This window comes from Nitrincola nitratireducens (assembly GCF_000585235.1).
Classification (GTDB): Bacteria; Pseudomonadota; Gammaproteobacteria; order Pseudomonadales; family Balneatricaceae; genus Nitrincola; species Nitrincola alkalisediminis.
The window spans coordinates 25,559-47,150 of the sequence record NZ_AONB01000008.1; the positions used below are offsets into that span (position 1 = coordinate 25,559).

Genomic DNA, 21,592 nt, shown 5'->3' on the forward strand with positions numbered 1-21,592 from the left:
CCTTAAAATTTGACCAAGCCAGTGAAGCCCATGAAAGCGAGGGACATTAGACCTGCGGTGACCATACCGATTGCCGCACCTCGGAAAGTGACAGGCACATCAGCAACCGCAATACGTTCGCGCATGGCAGAGAATAAAACCAAGGCAAGAGAAAAGCCGACGGCCGCTCCAAAGCCATATGCAATTGATTGAATGAAGTCGTTTTGCTTTTGAATGTTGAGCAGCGCAACGCCCAGAACGGCACAGTTGGTTGTAATGAGAGGCAAGAAAATACCGAGTAGCTTATGGAGTAAAGGGCTGGTTTTGTGGACAACCATTTCAGTAAATTGCACAACCACTGCGATGACGAGAATAAACGAAATTGTGCGTAAATAAACAAGATCAAAGGGCATTAGCAGGTATTGATACACTAGGTAACTGCAAACAGATGCTAAGGTCAGGACGAAGGTGGTTGCAAGTGACATGCCCATGGCTGTTTCAAGCTTATTTGAGACACCCATGAATGGACATAAGCCCAAGAATTGCACCAATACAAAGTTATTGACTAACACTGTGCTAATCAAGATAAGCAAAAAATCAGTCATAGTGGTTATCAGCTAATCCGAAAGTCGAGAAGTAAAGTGTGATGTTTGTATCAAATCAATAGTAACGTTTTACCAAGTCGATGCATTGATTTTACGCAGGCTTTATTGCGTTTGCTGGCAGATTATACCGTATCAAGGAGGCCAACTCATCCCTGATACGGATTTAAATCACACAATCAATTGTAAGATGTTCGTTACTTGAGTTTCTAACGGACTGTCCGAATCGAGTGTAAGAGTGGTGGCTTGATCAAGTGGTATGTCAATGTTGGTTAAAACAATGAAACCTGTTTCAAGCAGAGATGATGCCAGAAGTTTTATGGCCTCTGGGGAGGCAGGGTGTGTGTCTGCGTCCAGTAGATACACAAAGTGCCCGCGCTCAAAAAGCGCTTTTTCCAATGTGAAGAGTACACTCTGAGCGGCCTCTTTACTTTGGCTGTTCAGCTGAATCAGCTGAGCTGATTGTCCTAAACGCTGGCTCCACAACTCAGGCGTGAGTGTGCGCGTGTGCGTGAGGTTAAACTCAGGGTTTTCGTTGTCTGAAGAGAGAATCATACCTGCCGCAACAGTGCGATGAGTCAATCTGTCGACTAGAATAAAAGAGCCTGTTCCTTTGTGCTGACGATAATCGTCAGCTACTGTGCTTTGTTCAAGCTGAACTTCAACCTTGGCAATCTCATTGAGCTCAAGCCCTGCTGCAGGGGAGTGAACCATGGTGTTTACATTGATTTTATGATGTATGCGAGTCACTTTGCCCGTTTGGCGACGAGTTGCCAGTTTGACCTCATAGTCTTTCAGCGTATTAAGAGGTGTTTCATCCATCCAGACCAAGTGTGCACTAAACGCTTGACGCGCCTTAGGGGCGTTGTCTGCGAGGACTAATAAGTCGCCTCTGGAGATATCGATCTCATCTTCTAGAGTCAGGGTCACAGCCATGGGTGCAAAGGCCTCTGATAACTCGCCATCCCAAGTCACTATGGATTTGACTCGGCTGGTTTTGCCAGAGGGTAAAACAGCGAGTTCATCACCGACACGCACCACGCCTGAGGTTAGGGTTCCGCAGTAGCCACGGAAGTTCAGATTTGGGCGGTTGACATACTGGACAGGAAAACGCAACTCAGCAAAGTTTTGATCCTGTGCGATCTCAATGGACTCCAGTTGCGCCATCAATGGCTCACCTGTATACCAAGGCATGTGCTCTGACGGGTTGACCACGTTATCACCGTTTAACGCAGATATGGGGGCGAAGTGGATATCCGGCAGGTTTAGATCTTTGGCAAAAGCTAAATAATCCGCTTTGATTTCGTTGAAGCGTTCTTCGCTGTAATCCACTAAGTCCATTTTGTTAATGGCAACAATGGTGTGACGAATACCCAGCAACGAAACGATAAAGCTATGACGGCGCGTTTGCACTTGAACACCGTGGCGCGCATCAATCAAAATAATGGCGAGGTCGCAAGTGGATGCGCCAGTTGCCATGTTACGCGTGTATTGCTCGTGGCCAGGTGTGTCCGCAATAATGAACTTACGCTTAGACGTGGAGAAGTAACGGTAAGCAACGTCAATGGTGATGCCTTGCTCTCGCTCTGCTTGCAAACCGTCGACCAGTAGGGCTAAGTCGATGGCTTCGCCCGTGGTGCCTACTTTTTTGCTGTCGTGCGTAATGGCCGCCAGTTGATCTTCGTAGATCATTTTGGAGTCGTGAAGCAAGCGTCCTATTAGGGTTGACTTGCCATCGTCCACACTTCCGCAAGTGAGCAGTCTGAGCAGTTCTTTGTTTTCATGCTGATGAAGGTAGTGCTTGATATCGGTGGCAATTAAATCGCTTTGATGACTCATTTCATAATCCTCTTAGAAGTAGCCTTCCATTTTCTTTTGCTCCATTGACCCAGCGCCATCATGGTCAATTGCTCTGCCTTGACGCTCGGACGTTGTCGCTAGAAGCATTTCTTGAATGATTTCCTCCAGTGAGTCGGCTTCTGACTCAACGGCCCCGGTCAGTGGGTAGCAACCGAGTGTTCGGAAGCGCACGGATTTCATCATGGGCGTTTCATTTGGATTAAGTGGCATACGGTCATCGTCAACCATTATCAGCATGCCATCGCGGTCAACAACGGGTCGTACCGCCGAGTAGTACAAAGGAACGATGTCAATTTTTTCTAAGTAAATGTATTGCCAGATATCGAGTTCGGTCCAATTGGACAGAGGGAAGACGCGAATGCTCTCACCTTTATCAACGCGGGTATTAAAAATATTCCAAAGTTCGGGACGTTGGTTTTTGGGGTCCCAACGGTGGTTTTTGTCGCGAAATGAGAAGATTCTCTCTTTTGCACGTGATTTTTCTTCATCACGACGCGCTCCGCCAAAGGCTGCATCAAACTTGTACTGATTTAGTGCTTGTTTAAGGCTTTGAGTTTTCATAATGTCGGTGTGCTTTTTAGAGCCATGCACAAATGGGCTGATACCCATCTCAACACCTTCAGGGTTGATGTGAACAATTAAGTCCATACCGGCTTCTTTTGCCATTTTGTCGCGAAATTGAATCATCTCACGAAATTTCCACGTTGTGTCGACGTGCAGTAATGGAAAAGGTGGGTTGCCGGGGTAAAATGCTTTGCGTGCTAAATGAAGCATGACAGAAGAATCTTTACCGATGGAATAAAGCATGACAGGGTTGTCAAACTCAGCGGCCACTTCTCGGATGATGTGAATGCTCTCAGCCTCAAGTTGTTTGAGGTGAGTTAGTCGGTATTCAGGTAATGCTGGCATAGCAAGACTCTTCCCTTGGTTAAAAAACGGGTATTAGAAGTGTGCGATTATGGTGTAAGTTGGATAAAATAAAAAAGAATAAATAGATATTTTTATATATCTTTAAGTAATATCAAGTGCTTTGATATGCGCGTTGTTTGTATGTCAAGCCTTGTTCATCGCTGTATGATCGCAAAGGGTTTTGGTCGGTGAGGGTGGTTGGCGAGAGAGTGGGCTGTTGAACTGCTCGAGAGTTGGTCGCTAGCCATTAGCTACTATTTTATAAGACCTGCTGTTTTATAAGGCCTGCTGTTTTATAAGGCCTGCTGTTTTATAAGGCCTGCTGTTTTATAAGAGTTGGCTGCTAACTACTAAATGATCTAATAAAATTCATAATTATTATTTAAAGTTATATTGCTTTCAGAGTACACTGCGCAACTGTCTGCTCATTTGAAAGCCTGTCAATGAATACGGGTGTCAGAGGAAATGTGTAATCATGTATCAGTATAATCAGGTCGATCAACAGATCGTTCATGAACGCGTAGAACAGTTCAGGGATCAGACGCGCCGCTACTTGGCGGGCGAGTTATCGGCTGATGAGTTTTTAGCTTTGCGTTTAATGAATGGTCTTTATATACAGCGCCAAGCGCCGATGTTGCGAGTGGCGATTCCTTACGGATTAATGTCGGCTGAGCAAATGCGTATGCTGGCGCATATTGCTCGTAAGTACGATAAAGGTTACGGTCATTTTACGACACGCACCAATATTCAGTTTAATTGGCCCAAGCTTGAAGAAGTGCCCGATATCCTAGCAGAGTTGGCTACTGTGCAGATGCATGCCATTCAAACATCGGGTAATTGCATACGCAATACCACGACTGACCATTTTGCGGGCGTTGCCGAAAATGAGCTTGAAGATCCAAGACCTTGGTGTGAGATTATTCGTCAATGGTCAACCTTGCATCCCGAGTTTGCTTACCTGCCTCGTAAATTTAAGATTGCGGTCACTGGTTCAAAAGAAGACAGGGCAGCGAGTCAGGTGCATGACATTGGACTGCATTTGGTGCAGAACGCTGAGGGTGAAGTCGGTTTTGAAGTCTTAGTGGGCGGGGGGCTCGGTCGCACGCCTGTTATAGGAAAAGTGATACGCGAGTTCTTGCCAAAAGAAGATTTGTTATCCTATCTCGATGCGATCTTACGTGTGTACAACCTTAAAGGTCGTCGTGATAACAAATATAAAGCACGCATCAAAATTTTAGTTGAAGCATTAGGTATTGATACCTTCAGAGATCTTGTTGAAGCTGAATGGCAATACACTCGCGATACCGAATTAAAGTTAACGGCTGAGGAAATTGCACGCGTTAAAGGTTTCTTTACGCCTCATGCGTATGAACCAAGTGCAAAAGACGATGTTAGCTTAGATCAACAATTAGAGGCCGATGCAGATTTCCGAGTTTGGTTTGAACGTAATACTCGGGCACACAAGGTTGCTGGCTATCGCTGTGTTGTGGTGTCACTCAAGCCTTTGCTTGGCCCGCCAGGCGATATCACCGATTTACAAATGGATGTCGTTGCTGATTTGGCGGATCGTTACAGCTTTTCAGAAATCCGCTCAACGCATGATCAAAACTTAGTGTTAGCCGAAGTTCGCCAAGCGGATCTGTATGCTGTATGGAAGGTTTTGTCTGAGCATAATCTTGCCAGAGCAAACATTAATACCCTAACGGATATGATTGTGTGTCCAGGTTTTGATTTCTGCTCTTTGGCCAATGCTAAAACATTAAACATCTCTGATGCCATCAATGCTGAATTTGAAAATTTAGATTATTTGTATGATCTCGGTGATATTCAGTTAAATATGTCAGGCTGCATTAATGCCTGTGGTCATCATCATGTTGGACATATCGGTATTTTAGGTGTCGACAAAAAAGGTGAGGACTGGTACCAAATTACACTGGGTGGTTCTGGCCGTGAGGATGCATCCTTGGGTAAAGTACTGGGTAAATCGGTTGCTGCAGATGAAGTGCCCTCCGTCTTGCGCAAGATACTAGAGACATATATTGAACAGCGTACTGAAGAAGAGCGCTTTTTAGACACCGTTCGCCGTGTTGGTTTAACCCCTTTTAAGGAGAAAGTCTATGCCGCTGATCATTAATCGGGAAAGGGTTCAAGATTCTTGGGTGTTGGTGAGTCCTGAGGACGGAGCTGATTTTATTGAACAAGCATCGGGTCATGAGCTTCTATTGGTTCCATTTGAATACATTGAAGCGGCTGATGCTTTGAGTCCAAAGCAGTTGGGTGTACAGGTGACTGGGGATGTCGAGGTTGGGCAGATTGTACCTTGGCTTTCCAAGCTTTCTTTAATTGCCATTGAATTTCCTGTGTTTCGTGATGGACGTGGATTTAGTTTAGCGCGTCAACTGCGTCGAGTGGGTTATACGGGTGAGTTGCGTGCGGTCGGTGATGTTGGGCGAGACCGTTTGGGGTACCTTGAGCGTTGTGGGTTTAATGCTTTCTTGATAGCAGATGAGATCTACTCCGATGAGGCTTTGCATGCCTTCTCTGAAATCAGCGTTCATTATCAGGGGTGTGCGGATGACCCGCGCCCGATTTATCATCAATGAGATGGGGTGAAGTGTGACTGATAGCTTAACGCCAGAGTTACAAAGTAAAGTCGATTCGGTTGTCGCCCGTCTTCAAGAAGCAAGCTCGCTTTACGACGGCAGTCTTGTGCTGGCCAATAGTTTAGGTGCTGAAGATATGTTGCTGGCCGACCTCATTGATCGCCATGCATTATCGATACCTCAGTTTGTGCTAGACACAGGGCGTCTTCCAGAAGAGACCTTAACCTTGTTGGCGACGATGACCAAGCGTTACGTTGCGTCAAAAGTCGATGTTTTTTATCCTGATGCCGCCTCAGTAGAAGCCTATGTTCGTGAGTCTGGAATTAATGGTTTTTACGAGTCGCAAGCACTCCGCAAACAATGCTGCGCTGTGCGTAAGCTTGAGCCCCTAGCGCGGGCGCTTAAAGGACGTAAGGCGTGGATTACCGGTTTGCGTCGGGAACAGTCGGTTACCCGTGATGCAGTGGAGTTTTCGGAGTGGGATGCTGGAAATGGGCTTCAAAAGCTTAATCCGCTAGCTGATTGGAAAGAGTCCGAGGTATGGGCGTACTTGCGTTTCTTTGAGGTTCCCTACAATGAATTGCATGATCGTCATTACCCAAGTATCGGTTGTGCACCCTGTACCCGCGCAATCTCGGTAGGTGAGGACTTGCGTGCGGGGCGTTGGTGGTGGGAAAATCCAGAAAACAGAGAGTGTGGGTTGCATGCAGCCGCCTCCTCATTAATACCTCTAAAACCCAGATAAAATTTGTTATCAGCTCGTATTCGTGAGCTGATAACCTCGATCTAGGATCTTAATCATGGAATATCTACCTCTTTTCTTTGATCTCAAGGGTCGTCAAGTTTTGCTTGTCGGAGGGGGAGATGTTGCGTTGCGTAAAGCGCGATTGCTGATAAGAGCTGGTGCTCAAATTACGGTGGTATCTTTAGATGTCCATCCTGAATTGCAAGCTTTGCTAGAGGAATCGCACGGGCAAATCATTATTGGTGAGTATGTGTCGGGTTTGATTCTTGGCAAAACCCTGGTGCTCGCGGCAACCGATGACGAGCAGTTGAATGAGCAGGTATATCACGATGCGGTGGCGGCGAATGTGCCCGTTAATGTTGTTGATAATCCACCACTCTGTACATTTATTTTTCCAGCGATTGTCGATCGTTCACCGATTGTTATCGGGATTAGCTCAGGGGGGCAGTCTCCAGTATTGGCGCGCTTATTGCGCTCAAAACTAGAAAGTCAAATTCCGGTGAGCTTTAGTCGTTTAGGTCAGTTGGTTGGGCGTTTGCGTGACAAGGTCAAAGCACGTTTTAACTCCGTCAATGAGCGCCGTGTTTTTTGGGAAAAAGTGTTGAATGGTCAAGTGGCTGAGCGTGTGTTTGCAGGGCAGGATGCTGAGGCCGAAGCACTCTTGTTGGCACAAATTGAAGCGGGGAACCCTGACAGTCAAGTGGGTGAGGTTTACTTGGTGGGTGCAGGCCCAGGCGATCCAGAGCTTTTGACGTTTAAAGCATTGCGGCTCATGCAGCAGGCCGATATTGTCCTTTACGATCGCTTGGTGTCAGCTGAAGTGCTCGAAATGTGTCGCCGTGACGCCGACTTAATTTATGTAGGCAAGAAGCGAGATCACCATGCGGTGCCTCAGCAAGATATTAACAAGCTCCTGATTGAGCATGCCCGTGCCGGAAAGCGGGTTGTGCGCTTGAAGGGTGGAGATCCGTTTATCTTCGGTCGAGGCGGTGAAGAGTTAGAAGAGTTAAAAGCTGCAGGAATTCCTTTTCAAGTGGTGCCGGGGATTACGGCCGCAAGTGCGTGTTCAACCTATGGCGGTATACCCCTAACGCACCGAAACTATGCGCAATCGGTTAAGTTTGTGACAGGTCAATTAAAAAACCGAACAAGCGATCTGAATTTTGAAGAGTTGATTCAGCCAAATCAAACAATTGTTTTTTATATGGGGCTGCATACGCTAGACGTGTTGGTCAGTGGCTTGCTAAGTCATGGTAAGCCTGAAAACACTCCAATTGCGATTGTTTCTCAAGGGACTTCAGTCCAGCAAAAAGTGCTGACAGGGGTTCTGTCAAATATTGTTGAACGACAAAATCAAGCTCAGTTAGAAGCGCCCGCCATTATTATTGTTGGAGAAGTGGTGTCGCTCCAAGAAAAGCTTGCTTGGTTTGGCCAGCAAGCGCTTGTGGGGCCACAGGTTAACTAATCATTTAAATGTCTGATGCGAAGCCCATCTGGTACGTGTATTTGTTACGCTGCTCAGATAACTCACTCTACACTGGCATCACCACGGATCTGGAGCGTCGTCTTCAGGAGCATAACGCCTGTGATAAGCGCGGAGCCCGCTACACGCGCTCAAGACGACCGGTTCAGCTTGTGTATTTTGAACAGCAGGCCAACCGCAGTTTGGCATCCAAGCGTGAAAGTGCCTTAAAAAAACTATCGCGTTCGGGTAAGGAATGCTTAATGCTCAATACATCATGAGTTGATTAATACGCCGAGTCTAATCACTTTTCCGTTATTTTCGATTTTGCCCTTCTCAATGAGTCGCTTTAGCCTATTGGCTGTTAGGTAGTCCCTATGTTTTAAATAATTATAACTTGAGAATGCTTTATTCGCAGCGCATCAATGACTACAATAACGAAATTACGTCCATGTACGTCTGGCATAGTAAAGGATCCATAATGGTGTCAAATTTATCAAAAAAGCTGGCCGTCGCCAGTCTGGTTACGTTTGTGTCGATTGCTCCACTTCACGCACAAACCGAGAGTGATCCATGGGAAGGCTTCAATCGTGCAATGTTCTCATTTAATGAAACAATTGATCGTGCGGCGATAAAACCCTTAGCACAAGGGTACAAGTTTGTAACGCCTGAACTGGCTCAGACAGGTGTCAGCAACTTTTTTGATAACCTAAAAGGGCTGCGTACATTTGCCAACAATCTGTTGCAGGGCAAGGTTCATAATGCGTTTGAAGACGTAGCACGCTTTACGTTTAATACAACCTTTGGTTTGGCGGGTCTGATTGATGTCGCAACTCCTATGGGAATTGCGAAACACGATGAAGATTTTGGACAAACGCTAGGGTATTGGGGAATGCCATCAGGTCCTTATGTTGTATTGCCATTCTTTGGTCCTAGCTCAGTTAGAGATACAGTGGGAATGGTGCCTGATTGGTATCTAAATCCAATTGTTTATGTTGATGATCGTGCCACTCGTAATTCATTGCAAGCATTACGTCTAATTGACACTCGAGCGCGTTTACTTGAAGCTGAGCGTATGATTTCGGGTGATCGTTACTCGTTTATTCGTGACTCATATTTGCAACGTCGTGAGTTCCTTGTTCGTGATGGTGATGTTCGTGTCAGCTTTGACGAAACGGATTTTTAAACGCTAGCCATGTTCAAGCGTATTTCAAGCAGGGTGTTCATGAATCATAAAAACAGCAGGGGTTACTGATGTATGATTCGCCCTAGCCATACGGTGTTAGTGGTTTCATCGTCTGTCATTGTGATTGAGCGCTACAATCGCTATGTGAGCAGTGTGGTTTGCCTGACCTGAGTATGGTTGTGTGTGAGCACGTGGCAGACGCCGAAGCGATGTTGGAGCATAAGTCGTTCTCCTTGACGCTTCTGGATCTTGCGAATGGCGTGAGCTTAAGTTTTCTTGATTATGCCTCGTCGATTCTCAATCCTAAACCCGTTGTTGCTATCATTGGAGAGGGGAGTTCAACGACGATCATCAATGCTTTGCGCGCCGGGGCCGATGATGTGTTTGTGGTAGAGGATTTGGACCTCAGTCCGAAGCTGTTTATCTACTCGATGAAGCGTCAGTTGCGAAGAGCCTTGTACATAGAGGAGTCAAAGCGTTTAAAGGACTCGCTTGAACGCAGTTTAGATGAGCTCAGAGCAGATCATCATGCCGCTCAACATGTTCAACAAAACCTTTTACCTCCCCGTCATCAAACTATTAATGGTTTAGTGGTGGAATACACTTTAAAACCTTCCTTGTTGCTAAGTGGCGACTTTGTCGATGCGATAGAAATAAATGACCACTTAATTATTTTCTATTTGGCAGATGTTTCAGGTCATGGCGCGTCTTCGGCATTAGTGACAGTGTTATTGAAGAATTTAACGCATCGCTTATTAAGAAATTATAAGCGTCATTCGAGTTTTGATATTTTATCGCCCGTGTTAACGCTTGAACGTATCAATCGAGAAATGTTACTCACGGGTATGGGTAAGCATATGACCATGTTTGTCGGCTTATTAGACACGCAAACATCCAAGCTGACCTATGCAACGGGTGGTCATCATCCTATGCCAATCTTGAGCTGTAATGAAAGCAGTTCTTTTTTAAAAGGGCGCGGAATGCCTGTCGGATTGTTTGAAAAGCCTGAGTTTGAAGAGCACCAGTTGGATTTGCCGCAGGTGTTTAGTTTGACCCTGTTTTCAGATGGTGTTCTTGAGATCCTAAAAGGTAGCTCATTGAAAGAAAAAGAAAACTGGCTATTAAGTACGTTGCAGCCGGGATATATCGAGTCTTCTCAGTTGACAGAAATGATTGAGGAAGGCTTTGAGGATGTTCGACCTGATGATGTCGCAATTATGACTGTATCTAGAGCCTGATCATGAGTGATGGTGAGATTTTTTTTGCATGCCGTGATGGGCATTATGTTTTAAAGTTTGTGGGTGAGGTGCGTCTGACCCTTTGCTCTACGATTGATCAGCATTTGGCGTTTTGTCTCGCTAAAGAAGACATTAATGATACGCTGATCGATTTAACTGAAACCCATAACATCGACAGTACGTCCTTGGGGCTGATTGCGAAGCTGGCAATTAAGTGTTCCGAGCGAAACATGCCTAAACCAACAATCGTTTCAACGAATCCAGATATTACTCAGATTCTGCTTGCCATGGGCTTTGATAAAGTATTTGTGTTACTGGATGTGTTGCCCACCAGCGTTAGCGATCTAAAGCAGGTTCCGTTCGTTTTAGAGTCTGAAGACGAAGTTCGTTTACGAATTATTCAGGCGCACAAGGTTCTGATTGATCTTAATGAGGCGAATCGTGATGCCTTTAAGGGATTGGTTGAAACATTAGAAAAGTGCTCATAAGCACGACTAGAGACCTCGCTGTCTAGGTGCCTCACTGTGCTGTATATGGCCTAGTGGTGATAGTATCCCACTAGCCATATAAGCTATTGCATCACTACCAGTGCTTGTCCCGGTCGAACGCGCGCCCCGCTTTTTATGAGGACTTGCGTCACTTCGCCCGCTTCTTGTGCAAAAACAGGGATTTCCATTTTCATGGATTCCAAAATGACGAGTAACTGTCCTGGCTGAACCTTATCCCCAATATCGACCTTGATCTCCCAGACACTTCCCGACACAGGGCTGTCTGCGATGAGGCTGTCCTCTGGCCAAACCTGTTCCTCTTGAAGCGTTGTTGTTTCTTCTGAGTGAAAGTCAAACTGATTGGTCGCATGCCAATGCGAAAGCTCAGCTTCAAAGGCCGCTTCTCGTTGCTGATTAAAGCGTGCAATGGATTCGCTTTCAGATTCAATCCAAGTCTGATAGTCAGCTAAGCTAAATTCCTGCTCTTCAATTGTGAGCGGGTACTGGCCCTGAGGAAAATCTTGACGTATTTTGATCAATTCCTCAGCACTGACTTCATAAAAACGTATTTGATCAAAAAATCGCAATAGCCATGGGGATTGGAACTCAGGGGTTTTGCGATAGCGATTCCACATTTGCAAGGTGCGTCCGACAAACTGATAGCCACCTGGACCTTCCATGCCGTATATACAGAGGTAGGCTCCTCCAATACCAACGGAGTTTTCGGCTGTCCAAGTGCGTGCTGGGTTATACTTGGTTGTGACCAATCGATGGCGTGGGTCTATAGGTGTGGCAAGTGGCGCCCCTAGATAGACATCACCGAGTCCCATCACCAAATAGGAGGCTGAAAAAACGATGTCTTTAACGGCCTCTAATGAGGGGAGTCCATTGATCCGACGAATAAACTCCAGATTACTTGGACACCAAGGTGCGTTTTTTCGCACAGACTGGCTGTACTTATCAATTGCTAACTGGCAAGCATCATCATCCCAGGATAAGTAGATGAACGATGCGTGATGGCACTTTCAATTCGTTAAGATGACTTCGCAGCCGCTCTTCACCTCTTGTTAACTGCTCAACCAGTTGAGCTGCACTTATCACCTGTGGGTTATAGTGTATTTGCAGCGAGCGTACACCTGGAGTGAGCTCTCTGATCCCGTCTAAATGCTGGTCGTGGAGCCATTGCATGAGGGCGTGGACTTTAAAGCGTAAGCCGAGATCGAGGTGTTGCTCACCATACTCCACCAGCATGAAATGATCACCGGCAAGACGAATGATCGCTTCATCTTTTCGATGTTTGGCCGGGATCTTGGCAAAGATGGCTGTCTCTGGCAAGAAGGTTTGCACCTCTAGGCTGCTCGGTATTAAGTTAGAGATACTGGCTGTTTGGAGAGCTTCAAGACTGACGGCATCGGCTAAGGCAATGGGAATGAACCGGACCTTGTCTCCCGAGCGGAGCTGACCCAGTTTCCAAAGGTCGGCTGTAATGACGGTTGCAGGGCTGACAAACCCACCGAGGGAGGGGCCGTCTGGACCCAAAATGACGGGCATATCTCCTGTAAAGTCGACAGCACCAAAGGCATAGGCGTTATCATGAATATTTGAAGGGTGTAGGCCAGCTTCCCCTCCATCACGTCGTGCCCATTGTGGCTTAGGGCCGATTAAGCGAACACCTGTTCGGCTTGAGTTGTAATGCACCTCCATTCGTTTGCAAAGAAGGTTTGAATATCCTCTGGAGTGAAAAAATCAGGCGCGCCTTGTGGGCCATAAATGACACGAAGATCCCACCTAGACTGAATTTGAGGCTTAAGTGTTTTTGCTAATGAGGCAGGTGTTTCTATTGGTGTTACATCCGCGGATAGCGCAAGTACATCGCCCACTTGCAAAGCTCGACCATTGTGGCCGCCAAACTGGCCAAGAGTAAAGGTTGAGGCCGAGCCTAAATAGTCAGGGCACTGGATTCCGCCTCGTACACATAGATAGCATCTCGCACCCGTAGCAATACGTCCTATGTTAAGTGTATCTCCAGCTTCAAGATTGATGACTTCCCACAACGCCACGGATGTATCGTTATGTTTGACCTCAACCTCTGCCCCCGTAATGACGACTTGTGTGGGTGCTGAAAAAACCAAACTTGGACCTTGTAAGGTGATTTCTAGGCCGACTGCCGATTCTGGGTTGTTGAGAAGGCGGTTACCTAAACGAAATGAGTAGCTGTCAAAAGGGCCTGACGGTGGAATGCCGACGTGCCAGTACCCTTGACGTCCGGGAAAATCTTGTAAGGTGGTTTGTGTGCCTGCATGGAGCACATCGATTCTATGGCACTGGTGTGTAAAGTGATTCAAATACTGGGTGGTCACTTGGCCCGCTCGAAGTTGCGAGTCAGCAGTTAACGCGCGTAAATAGGCTAGATTGGTTTCACTGCCGTAAAGTTTAATCTCGTGCAATACATGATTGAGTTTGGCAAGTGCGGCTTCACGACTGGTATCATGGACGATCACTTTGGCCAGCATCGGATCAAAGTAGGGTGGAATTTCCATACCACTTTCAATCCAATGATCAATGCGTATTCCTTCACCCTCTGGGAAGAACACTTCAGATAAAAAGCCAGGGCAGGGTTTGAATTGTAAATATGGGTCTTCAGCATAGAGTCTGACTTGAACGGCATGACCGGATGCCTGGAGTTCTGAGGCTGCGTGCGTTAAATCGAAGGTGTCTCCACTGGCTTGGCGCAGCATCCATTCGACCAGATCAATACCGAACACGGCTTCTGTGACGCCATGTTCGACCTGTAGGCGCGTGTTCACCTCTAAAAAATAAAAATCCTGTGTGTCGGTGTCATAGATGAATTCAACAGTGCCCGCATTGCGGTACTGGACACTGGCCAATAAGGTTGCGGCGGTGTTGTGGAGTGCCTGTCGAGTCGCATCGGATAAATGGGGAGCAGGGCATTCTTCAACCACTTTTTGATTGCGACGTTGGCTTGAGCAATCACGTTCGCCAATCGCAATGGCGTTGCCTTTTCCATCACCAAAAACCTGGACTTCGATATGGCGAGCATGCTGGACAAACTTCTCCAAAAAAACACCATCATCCGAAAAGTTATTGGCACCAAGGCGTTTGACTTTATCAAAGGCGTCTCGTAGGGCTTCTTCGGAGTGACAGAGTTGCATGCCAATACCTCCTCCACCTGCAGTGGATTTAAGCATGATGGGGTAGCCAATACGGTTTGCTTCTGTACACGCATGGTTTACATCGCTTAACAGTTCCGAGCCAGGTAATAAGGGAACGCAGGCGGCTAAGGCTAGGCGTCGAGCTTCATGTTTCAGACCAAAGCGATGCATTTGCTCCGGTGTAGGGCCAATAAACACAATCCCCTCACGTTCGCATAAGGCCACAAACTCGGTATTTTCACTTAAAAAGCCGTAGCCCGGATGAATCGCCTGTGCGCCGGAGGCCTTACAGATTTGCAGAAGTTTGTCGGTGTTTAAATAGGTCGTAGCTGCGTTGCCGTCTCCCAGTGAGTAGGCCTCATCGGCTAAACTCACGTGTAAACTCTTGGCATCACATTCAGCATAAACGACAACCGAGGTGATATTAAGCTTTTTGAGTGTTCGGAGAATGCGCGTTGCGATGGCGCCACGGTTTGCAATAAGCACTTTAGAAAACATAGTCTATCCTGTGTGCGGGCCGTCCCGACAAACGTTTCTATCACAGTGGTCGTCCACTGGCGTTATAGGTGAGTCAATTGAACTCTGCGCTTACGACGCATCCCAGACCAAGAGTTCGATTGGCGTGGGGTTGTATCCATTACAAGGGTTGTTCAGTTGTGGGCAGTTTGATATGAGCACCAATACATCCATTTTTGCCGTCATTTCAACGTATTTTCCGGGAGCGGAAATACCGTCGGCAAAGGATAATCCGCCATCCGGTGTTACCGGTACATTCATGAAAAAATTGATATTATGGCCAATATCACGTTTGCTGAGTCCCAATTGCGGATGCTCGTTAATGGCAAGCATCCAACTGTCCCGACAGGCATGCATGCAGCGCTTTTCAAGGTCGTAGCGAACGCCGTTGCTTTCGGTCGCACAGGCTCCCCCCAGCGTATCGTGGCGGCCGCAGGTGTCAGCGACAATGACGAGCATTTCATGTTGCAAGTTGGACATTAAGCGGCTCCCTGTCGTGAGATAGAGTGCTTGCTGCGCTAGCAGCGTATCGCTCAGGCTGTAACGTTCAGAAGGATCGTTTGCATTGTAAAACAGCGTATCAGCGGCTTGATTTCCTTCCAAGTCGACTAAGCGCAGGGTTTGCCCTTCCTTGACTAAACCTAGGTAATAGTCACCCGAATCAATCGTTAGGCGTGTGACAGCTGTTTGGGGTTGACGTTGGCTTTCAGTGATCATGTGTTGTCTCCTTAGCGTCCCAAGTAATACAAGGCATTGTTTTCAAAACCCCGACGGTTTTCGGGACACGCGTTCAAGCATAGGTCATCGTCTTGCATTGCTTGTGCCATACCGAGCTCGATCAATATTGGACTGGCTGGATAGGTTTCAGCGTTATTGAGTGGGTGAGGGCAGGTGTGAAGAATTACGAGGCTATCCATTTCAAAGCGCAGCGTGACGTGAGCGGGTTGTGCATTGGGTTGTGTTACCCATGATAAGCGGCCATCTTCCTGTGTTATCACTTTGCTAAACAGGTTGAGGTTGGCAGGCATGTCGGCTTGGCTGAGTCCATATTTAGCCAATTCAACTAAAAAGGCATCCTGACCATTTTGGTGCCATTGATTTCGGTGGGATTGGTAGTCACGCTTCCCCCAGCGCTTGTCAATATCCACGGCCGTGCTGTTACCGCACAGGGTGTCATGCCAGCCAAAGGTGTCTTCTGTAACAGAGCAAAAGATACGCCCCATGTCCGAGTATAGACAGTGACCTTGCGTGAGTTTAAAGGTGTGTTGGCATTTTAAAGTGTCTGGTGCATTGTAGCGTTCCAGTAAGTTTTCTGGATTATAAAACAGCATGCCGACATTACCCGTGCCTTCCAGGTCGGTTAGGCGCATGGCCGTGCCTTTAGCCATACGCAAAGACCAGTGTCCGCCACCGGGAATTTGGGTTTTGTAGAGGGATTCTTTAATCATGCGTGGGTGTCTCCATTGATGGTTCGTCAGGGATGATGACTGGGCGCAGTTGGTTATCGATTTGCTCATAGAGCGACGTGTCAATTTTGCCAATGGGCAGATCGTAGGTAATGGTGGCACCATAGGCGCTTGGTGCTTGAGGATCGTGGCGTACCTTATCAAACACCCATAGACGCGTTCCTAAATAAAACCCTTCTTTTAGATCATGGGTCACCATGAAAACGGTTAGTTTGTAGGTGCGCCACAAATCTAAAACTAACTGGTGCATATCCGCGCGTATGCCGGGATCGAGAGCGCCAAAAGGTTCGTCTAATAGCAAAATTCTGGGTTTACCCAGTAAGGCTTGAGCAATGGCAAGGCGCTGGCGCATGCCTCCCGATAATTCATGCGGGTAGCGTGTTATGGCATGGCTTAGCCCAACCTGCTCAAGGATTTCGAGAGCTGCTGTGCGCGCGTCACGTTTGGCTTGACCGAACAAATATCCGCTAAATCCTTTGCGTGCAAACGCGCGTGCGGCCATCACATTTTCGAGAACCGTCATATGCGGAAAAACAGAGTAATGCTGAAAGACAATACCGCGATCTGAATCTGGCTCGGTGCGTATCGGTTGATTGTCGAGCAGTAAATCCCCCGTGCTTGGAGACTCGATGCCTAGGAGCATTTTTAAAAATGTACTTTTGCCACAACCCGAAGCCCCCACTAAGGTTACAAATTCACCTTCGTTCACGGAGATGTTAATGCGCTCCAACACCACTTGATCGTTATAACGCTTCCAAATGTTTTTTGCGGTAATCATCAATGGCCTCCTTTCACATGCCAAGGGAAGAGCTTGCGACTGAGCAGTGCCAATACTTGATCTAGGATAAAAGCAAGACAGGTAATCCAGGCGACATACGGAAGAATGACGTCCATCGACATGTAACGTCTGACAAGGAAAATGCGATATCCCAAGCCATCGGTTGATGCAATTGCCTCGGCGGCGATCAAAAAGAGCCAGCCAGCTCCCAAGGATAAGCGCACTGCATCCAGTAGTTTGGGCATCAGTTGGGGCAAGAGCACTCGAATTAACACTTGAGCGGTGTTGGCTCCGAGCGTTTGTGCTTTAATTAATTGCTCAATTGGGATTTCTTGAGTGCGGCGTTGGATGTCGCGTGCAATAAAAGGGGTGATGCCGATTGCAATCAGCGCCACTTTCGACAACTCCCCTAGGCCAAAGACAATGAATAAAATGGGTAGCAGTGCTAAGGGTGGGATTAAGGATAAGACAGTAATTAAAGGTGAAAACGTCGCGCCCATTAAAGGCAGGGCACCCGTGAGTAAGCCAATTAAAAGCCCAACGCTGGCCGCAATCAACATGCCGAGAAGTAAGCGTTGCAGGCTGCTCCAGGTATCCACCCAGAAAATATACTCTCCTGTGCGAACATTGGGCGTGAGTGCCATGCGTGACCACGCCTCGCCCATTTGGCTAAACGAAGGCAAGAGCTTGTCATTTGGATTGGCCTCTAAGCGCAGATCGGATGCGATCATATAGATCACCACACAGATCAACAGAGGTAATAGTCCCAAACAAAGTGCCGAAAACCGACTGGGCTTTATGTTCAATATGCGTTTCATAGTGTGTCCCGTCGGGTGCAGTGCACCCGTTAGTCAAAAGACAAAAAATAGAAGAGCAACTTACAATTCGTTGTCTGCAGCCAGCTGCATAACGCTTGGGTCGAAGCGTAATTGAACATAATCGGGGTTGCCGACAATGGCAGAGGGTGTTTGGATACCGATATACCCTGCGTCAGGAGCGCCATCACCCAATAATCCATGCGCAAAGGAAAACTCAGCCACCTTTTGCATGGTGTTGGGCAGGGTTTCACTTAATGCAAATTCAACGGCTTCTTGCGGGCTGTAAAACATCAGCGTGCTGGCGAGTTGTGCTTCATATCCGGCGAGGTCGGTGCCAGATGCCTCGGCCATCGCAGTACGAGCAGTAGTGGCTGTTTCAGCACCTTCTTGCATCATTGCAAGAGTTTCATACCAAGCGCCGACTAAGGCTTTACCCAGTTCAGGGTGCTGGTTGAGGGTGTCGGTGTTCACGACCAATAGGTCAATGATTTCACCCGGAATCTTTGACGAGTCAAAGACAAGGTTCATTGAGTCTTGGCTAAGGATTTCATTGAGTAAGGGGTTCCAAGTGGCAATGGCTGTAACAGAAGGGGTGGTTGAGATGGCGACCATATCCGCATCTGAGGTGTTCACAACACGGATATCACGCTCGGTGAGTCCCACTGTTTCAAGGCCACGGGCCAACATGTAATGGGATACGCTTAATTCGACCAGGTTCACGGATTGGCCTTTAATCCCTTCTAAGCTATCCACACCTTTTAACACAATGCCATCATTTCCATTCGAAAAATCACCAATAATCAGTGCTGTCGAATCAACGCCACCTGCTGCAGGAATGGTTAATGCATCCATATTGGTCATGGTGCAGGCGTCAAATTCGCCGACGGTGTATTGATTGATGGACTCGATGTAATCGTTAATTTGCACGACATCAATGGTGATACCGTATTTGTCGGCCCATTTGCTGACGATGCTTCATCAGCCGCGTAGCCCCATGGCATCCAACCAACATAAATGGACCAGCAGATTTTAAAATGATCACGTGCCATGGCAGGCGACGACATCACTAAAATCGCGAGAGAAAAAAGAACTAAGCTATAAAAACGCTTCATAGGACACCTCACAGTTGTCACATTGGATGGAGTACTCTCGCATTATCGCCGATCATCTCCCGGGCTTTTGTCCCGCCGTGTGACCTTCACTGTGAAGGTTGAGTGCTCTCGGACCAGTCATTGCAAGGTGCAATCGGAACCCTAGCGCTCTATTAAGGTAAATTGTGTGCTTTTCAGCATTACCGAGAATACTGTCAAGTTTACTCAATAGGCTTAGCAAACATGATGCCAACTTTATAATTCTTTTTAAATCATGGGATTAATGTTCTATGAATTAGAGTCTTGTGCTTTCAGTGCACCAAAATAGTCAGAGTGTGTTAGACAATGGGGCAAAAAGAAGGGGGTGTTAATCTATCGAGGTGTTTTCTGACTTCAGTTTTGCCGTCTGGTTGTCTGCCAAAGGTGCTGGATTCGCGTTATACTAGCGCCTTGCCTTTAAGTTCACTGATCATGTCGCGATTATACATTTCTCGCTTGCACTTTCTGTTGAGTCACTTCCTTTTGGATTTAATGGATAGGCTGCATCAAGTCTTGAGCCCGTGAGGCATGTGCAATTAATTTATGATTGGAAATAACCGAAAATGATTCAGACACCAAACCCTCTAAATGCAGTTGAATTGGCTGCTACAGTGGATAAGGGGATAACACTCAAAAACCATCGCTTCTCCGTTGCCCCCATGATGGACTGGACTGATAAACATTGTCGGTATTTACACCGTCTTATTTCAAAGCATACGGTTCTTTACACGGAAATGGTGACAACAGGGGCTTTGATTCACGGAGATACCAAGCGTTTCTTGGCCTATAACCCTGAAGAGCATCCTGTCGTGCTGCAACTCGGTGGTGGTGATCCGAGTGAGTTGGCCCTCTGCGCTAAAATGGCTGAAGATTATGGATACGATGAAGTTAACTTAAATGTTGGTTGTCCGAGTGATCGTGTTCAAAATAATATGATTGGCGCGTGTTTAATGGGGCATCCAGATCGTGTTGCAGACTGCATCGATCAAATGCAACAAGCGGTTGATATTCCAGTGACCATCAAGCATCGTTTGGGGATTGATGAGCTTGATAGTCAAGAATACTTGCTTGAATTTGTCAGAAAAGTACGCGACACAGGCTGCAAAACCTTTATCATTCATGCTCGTAAGGCAATTTTGCAAGGACTCAGCCCCAAAGAAAATCGTGACATTCCTCCACTTCAATATGAAAGAGTGTACGATGTGAAGCAGGCATTCCCCGATCTGGATGTTTGGATTAATGGCGGTATTCGAACCCTTGACGAAACGCAGCAGCATCTTCAACACGTGGATGGTGTCATGGTGGGACGTGAAGCCTATCAAAACCCATTTCTCTTGAGTGAAGTCGATGCATTGCTTTACTCTGATTCATCATCCATTAAAAGTCGCTTGGATATTGCGCATGCGTTTGAGCCCTATGTTGCGGAACAGTTGGCGAAAGGGATACCTCTTTATGCCGTGGTTAAGCACATGTTAGGGCTGTTTCATGGGCAGCGAGGTGGAAAGCAGTTCAGACGACACATTAGTGAAAACGGACATAAACAGGGTGCAGGGCTTGATGTTTACAGGCAAGCGCTTGAATTAGTCTCCTCTTAGCTTGGGATAGGTATTAATGAACCAATTAGAACAACTCAAACTCATGACCACCGTTGTAGCGGATACAGGCGATATCGATGCAATACGTCAGTTTTGCCCCGTTGATGCGACGACCAACCCATCCTTAATGCTGAAAGCAGCACAAGATCCCAAATATCAATATTTGTTGGACGAGTCACGTTCGTGGGCGCTTCAACAGGGTGGGGATAGCCAAACGCTTTTGGATAATATGAGCGATTATCTGGGGGTAAAGCTTGGCGCTGAAATCACGTCAATAGTGCCAGGGCGTATTTCAACCGAAGTGGATGCGCGTTTATCTTTTAATACGCAGGCCACCCTTGAGCGGGCCAAGCGTATTATGAGCCTGTATGAGGAGCAAGGGATTACGCGTGATCGAGTGTTGATTAAAATCGCATCGACATGGGAGGGTATTCAAGCAGCAAAGCAACTTGAAAAAGAGGGAATTCAATGCAACCTCACGTTGCTTTTTGGTTTTAGTCAGGCAAAAGCCTGTGCTGACGCAGGTGCTTTTTTGATTTCGCCGTTCGTTGGTCGGATACTCGACTGGTATAAAAAGACCCAGCCCGAGCAAGACTTCACGGGGGCAAATGATCCGGTGTGCAGTCCGTCTCACGTATCTACGCGTTCTATAAGCAGCATGGCTATTCCACGATTGTCATGGGCGCAAGCTTTCGAAACATTCATGAAATCCAGTTGCTCGCGGGTTGTGATCGCTTGACCATTAGTCCCGCGCTGATGCAAGAGTTAGCCAACACTGATGCAACACTGGAGCGTCAATTGCATCCGCATCAAACAACGCAAGAGGACCCGTCGGGTGAGCTGAGTCAAGAGATCTTCCGCTGGGAGATGAATGAAGACGCCATGGCGACTGAAAAGCTAGCGGAAGGCATTCGCAATTTTGCAGCCGATCAGCGTAAGCTTGAAACACTCTTAAGCCAAGGTTGATGTGTAAAGAGAGTGGGGCAGGCGCTCCACTCAAAGAAGACTTTTTAGGTAAGTGAATAGTGTATAGCCTTTATTTCA

General features: G+C 47.0%; 19 protein-coding genes, 2 pseudogenes and 1 riboswitch. Of the genes and pseudogenes, 10 read left to right on the plus strand and 11 right to left on the minus strand.

The genetic code is table 11. The annotated features are described in order from the left end of the window. Positions 1-2: 2 nt before the first annotated feature. The 3 genes from rsxA to cysD form a co-directional block, all read right to left on the minus strand. Positions 3-584 (minus strand): electron transport complex subunit RsxA, encoded by a 582-nt coding sequence (rsxA, locus tag D791_RS08675; RefSeq protein WP_036510382.1) that lies wholly within the window; start codon positions 582-584, stop codon positions 3-5. 168 nt (positions 585-752) lie between these two features. Further along, a complete protein-coding gene (cysN, locus tag D791_RS08680) occupies positions 753-2,420 on the minus strand; it encodes a sulfate adenylyltransferase subunit CysN (RefSeq protein WP_036510386.1) in 1,668 nt (555 codons plus the stop codon). A gap of 12 nt (positions 2,421-2,432) precedes the next feature. Next, positions 2,433-3,350, minus strand: a complete 918-nt coding sequence (gene cysD, locus D791_RS08685; RefSeq protein ID WP_036510389.1) for a sulfate adenylyltransferase subunit CysD — start codon at positions 3,348-3,350, stop codon at positions 2,433-2,435. Between the two features lie 475 nt (positions 3,351-3,825). Here cysD and D791_RS08690 point away from each other — a divergent pair, with 475 nt between their 5' ends. From D791_RS08690 to D791_RS08725, 8 genes are all read left to right on the plus strand, one after another. Then, a complete protein-coding gene (locus D791_RS08690; RefSeq protein ID WP_036510392.1) occupies positions 3,826-5,484 on the plus strand; it encodes a nitrite/sulfite reductase in 1,659 nt (552 codons plus the stop codon). Beyond that, positions 5,468-5,953 (plus strand): DUF934 domain-containing protein, encoded by a 486-nt coding sequence (locus D791_RS08695; RefSeq protein WP_036510395.1) that lies wholly within the window; start codon positions 5,468-5,470, stop codon positions 5,951-5,953. Before D791_RS08690 ends, D791_RS08695 begins: the two co-directional genes overlap by 17 nt. Before the next feature lie 13 nt (positions 5,954-5,966). Continuing rightward, a complete protein-coding gene (locus D791_RS08700; protein WP_036510398.1) occupies positions 5,967-6,698 on the plus strand; it encodes a phosphoadenylyl-sulfate reductase in 732 nt (243 codons plus the stop codon). Positions 6,699-6,753: 55 nt separating this feature from the next. Then, entirely contained in the window at positions 6,754-8,163 is a 1,410-nt protein-coding gene (gene cysG / locus D791_RS08705; protein ID WP_036510401.1) for a siroheme synthase CysG, read from the plus strand. A gap of 8 nt (positions 8,164-8,171) precedes the next feature. Then, the gene (locus D791_RS08710; protein WP_036510402.1) at positions 8,172-8,441 is read left to right on the plus strand and encodes a GIY-YIG nuclease family protein; all 270 of its coding nucleotides are present in this window, start codon (positions 8,172-8,174) and stop codon (positions 8,439-8,441) included. A gap of 203 nt (positions 8,442-8,644) precedes the next feature. Next, positions 8,645-9,346: an MlaA family lipoprotein gene (locus D791_RS08715; protein ID WP_237748575.1), complete on the plus strand. Its 702-nt coding sequence runs from the start codon at positions 8,645-8,647 to the stop codon at positions 9,344-9,346. 158 nt (positions 9,347-9,504) lie between these two features. Then, complete coding sequence (locus D791_RS08720; RefSeq protein ID WP_157682285.1) at positions 9,505-10,584, plus strand: PP2C family protein-serine/threonine phosphatase; 1,080 nt, start codon at positions 9,505-9,507, stop codon at positions 10,582-10,584. A 2-nt stretch (positions 10,585-10,586) separates the two neighbouring features. Continuing rightward, complete coding sequence (locus tag D791_RS08725; RefSeq protein ID WP_036510406.1) at positions 10,587-11,072, plus strand: STAS domain-containing protein; 486 nt, start codon at positions 10,587-10,589, stop codon at positions 11,070-11,072. 83 nt (positions 11,073-11,155) lie between these two features. Here the strand turns inward: D791_RS08725 and D791_RS21725 are convergent, their stop codons facing one another. The 8 genes and pseudogenes from D791_RS21725 to D791_RS08755 form a co-directional block, all read right to left on the minus strand. Further along, complete coding sequence (locus D791_RS21725) at positions 11,156-12,016, minus strand: carboxyltransferase domain-containing protein (RefSeq protein WP_337588616.1); 861 nt, start codon at positions 12,014-12,016, stop codon at positions 11,156-11,158. 40 nt (positions 12,017-12,056) lie between these two features. Further along, positions 12,057-12,323, minus strand: coding sequence for a carboxyltransferase domain-containing protein (locus D791_RS22020; protein WP_420329343.1), 267 nt, complete (start codon positions 12,321-12,323; stop codon positions 12,057-12,059). A gap of 237 nt (positions 12,324-12,560) precedes the next feature. Then, positions 12,561-14,743 (minus strand): annotated as a pseudogene (locus D791_RS21735) (5-oxoprolinase/urea amidolyase family protein); the annotation flags it as partial. Between the two features lie 90 nt (positions 14,744-14,833). Further along, positions 14,834-15,478, minus strand: coding sequence for an urea amidolyase associated protein UAAP2 (locus tag D791_RS08735; RefSeq protein ID WP_036510408.1), 645 nt, complete (start codon positions 15,476-15,478; stop codon positions 14,834-14,836). An 11-nt stretch (positions 15,479-15,489) separates the two neighbouring features. After that, positions 15,490-16,209 (minus strand): urea amidolyase associated protein UAAP1, encoded by a 720-nt coding sequence (locus D791_RS08740; protein WP_036510411.1) that lies wholly within the window; start codon positions 16,207-16,209, stop codon positions 15,490-15,492. Further along, on the minus strand, positions 16,202-17,005 hold the full coding sequence (locus tag D791_RS08745; RefSeq protein WP_036510414.1) for an ABC transporter ATP-binding protein: 804 nt from the start codon (positions 17,003-17,005) through the stop codon (positions 16,202-16,204). The genes D791_RS08740 and D791_RS08745 overlap by 8 nt, the downstream gene beginning before the upstream one ends. Then, positions 17,005-17,823 (minus strand): ABC transporter permease, encoded by an 819-nt coding sequence (locus tag D791_RS08750; RefSeq protein WP_036510417.1) that lies wholly within the window; start codon positions 17,821-17,823, stop codon positions 17,005-17,007. Before D791_RS08750 ends, D791_RS08745 begins: the two co-directional genes overlap by 1 nt. 60 nt (positions 17,824-17,883) lie before the next feature. Then, the gene (locus tag D791_RS08755) at positions 17,884-18,750 is read right to left on the minus strand and encodes a putative urea ABC transporter substrate-binding protein (protein ID WP_337588619.1); all 867 of its coding nucleotides are present in this window, start codon (positions 18,748-18,750) and stop codon (positions 17,884-17,886) included. A 239-nt stretch (positions 18,751-18,989) separates the two neighbouring features. Further along, positions 18,990-19,091: riboswitch (guanidine-I (ykkC/yxkD leader) on the minus strand. 425 nt (positions 19,092-19,516) lie between these two features. Here D791_RS08755 and dusA point away from each other — a divergent pair. Together dusA and tal are read left to right on the plus strand one after the other, a co-directional pair. Continuing rightward, on the plus strand, positions 19,517-20,548 hold the full coding sequence (dusA, locus tag D791_RS08760) for a tRNA dihydrouridine(20/20a) synthase DusA (protein ID WP_081763792.1): 1,032 nt from the start codon (positions 19,517-19,519) through the stop codon (positions 20,546-20,548). Between the two features lie 16 nt (positions 20,549-20,564). Next, a pseudogene (gene tal, locus D791_RS08765) lies at positions 20,565-21,514 on the plus strand (transaldolase). The last annotated feature ends 78 nt before the right edge of the window (positions 21,515-21,592 follow it).

What these genes read in the sequence shown, in the direction of transcription:
- D791_RS08690 (WP_036510392.1), top strand. Translation starts at nt 3,826, where the DNA reads ATGTATCAGTATAATCAGGTCGATCAACAGATCGTTCATGAACGCGTA.
- D791_RS08740 (WP_036510411.1), bottom strand. Translation starts at nt 16,209, where the DNA reads ATGATTAAAGAATCCCTCTACAAAACCCAAATTCCCGGTGGCGGACAC.
- D791_RS08745 (WP_036510414.1), bottom strand. Translation starts at nt 17,005, where the DNA reads ATGATTACCGCAAAAAACATTTGGAAGCGTTATAACGATCAAGTGGTG.
- D791_RS22020 (WP_420329343.1), bottom strand. Translation starts at nt 12,323, where the DNA reads ATGCTGGTGGAGTATGGTGAGCAACACCTCGATCTCGGCTTACGCTTT.
- cysG (WP_036510401.1), top strand. Translation starts at nt 6,754, where the DNA reads ATGGAATATCTACCTCTTTTCTTTGATCTCAAGGGTCGTCAAGTTTTG.
- cysN (WP_036510386.1), bottom strand. Translation starts at nt 2,420, where the DNA reads ATGAGTCATCAAAGCGATTTAATTGCCACCGATATCAAGCACTACCTT.
- D791_RS08695 (WP_036510395.1), top strand. Translation starts at nt 5,468, where the DNA reads ATGCCGCTGATCATTAATCGGGAAAGGGTTCAAGATTCTTGGGTGTTG.
- rsxA (WP_036510382.1), bottom strand. Translation starts at nt 584, where the DNA reads ATGACTGATTTTTTGCTTATCTTGATTAGCACAGTGTTAGTCAATAAC.
- dusA (WP_081763792.1), top strand. Translation starts at nt 19,517, where the DNA reads ATGATTCAGACACCAAACCCTCTAAATGCAGTTGAATTGGCTGCTACA.
- D791_RS08710 (WP_036510402.1), top strand. Translation starts at nt 8,172, where the DNA reads ATGTCTGATGCGAAGCCCATCTGGTACGTGTATTTGTTACGCTGCTCA.
- D791_RS08735 (WP_036510408.1), bottom strand. Translation starts at nt 15,478, where the DNA reads ATGATCACTGAAAGCCAACGTCAACCCCAAACAGCTGTCACACGCCTA.
- cysD (WP_036510389.1), bottom strand. Translation starts at nt 3,350, where the DNA reads ATGCCAGCATTACCTGAATACCGACTAACTCACCTCAAACAACTTGAG.
- D791_RS08725 (WP_036510406.1), top strand. Translation starts at nt 10,587, where the DNA reads ATGAGTGATGGTGAGATTTTTTTTGCATGCCGTGATGGGCATTATGTT.
- D791_RS08750 (WP_036510417.1), bottom strand. Translation starts at nt 17,823, where the DNA reads ATGAAACGCATATTGAACATAAAGCCCAGTCGGTTTTCGGCACTTTGT.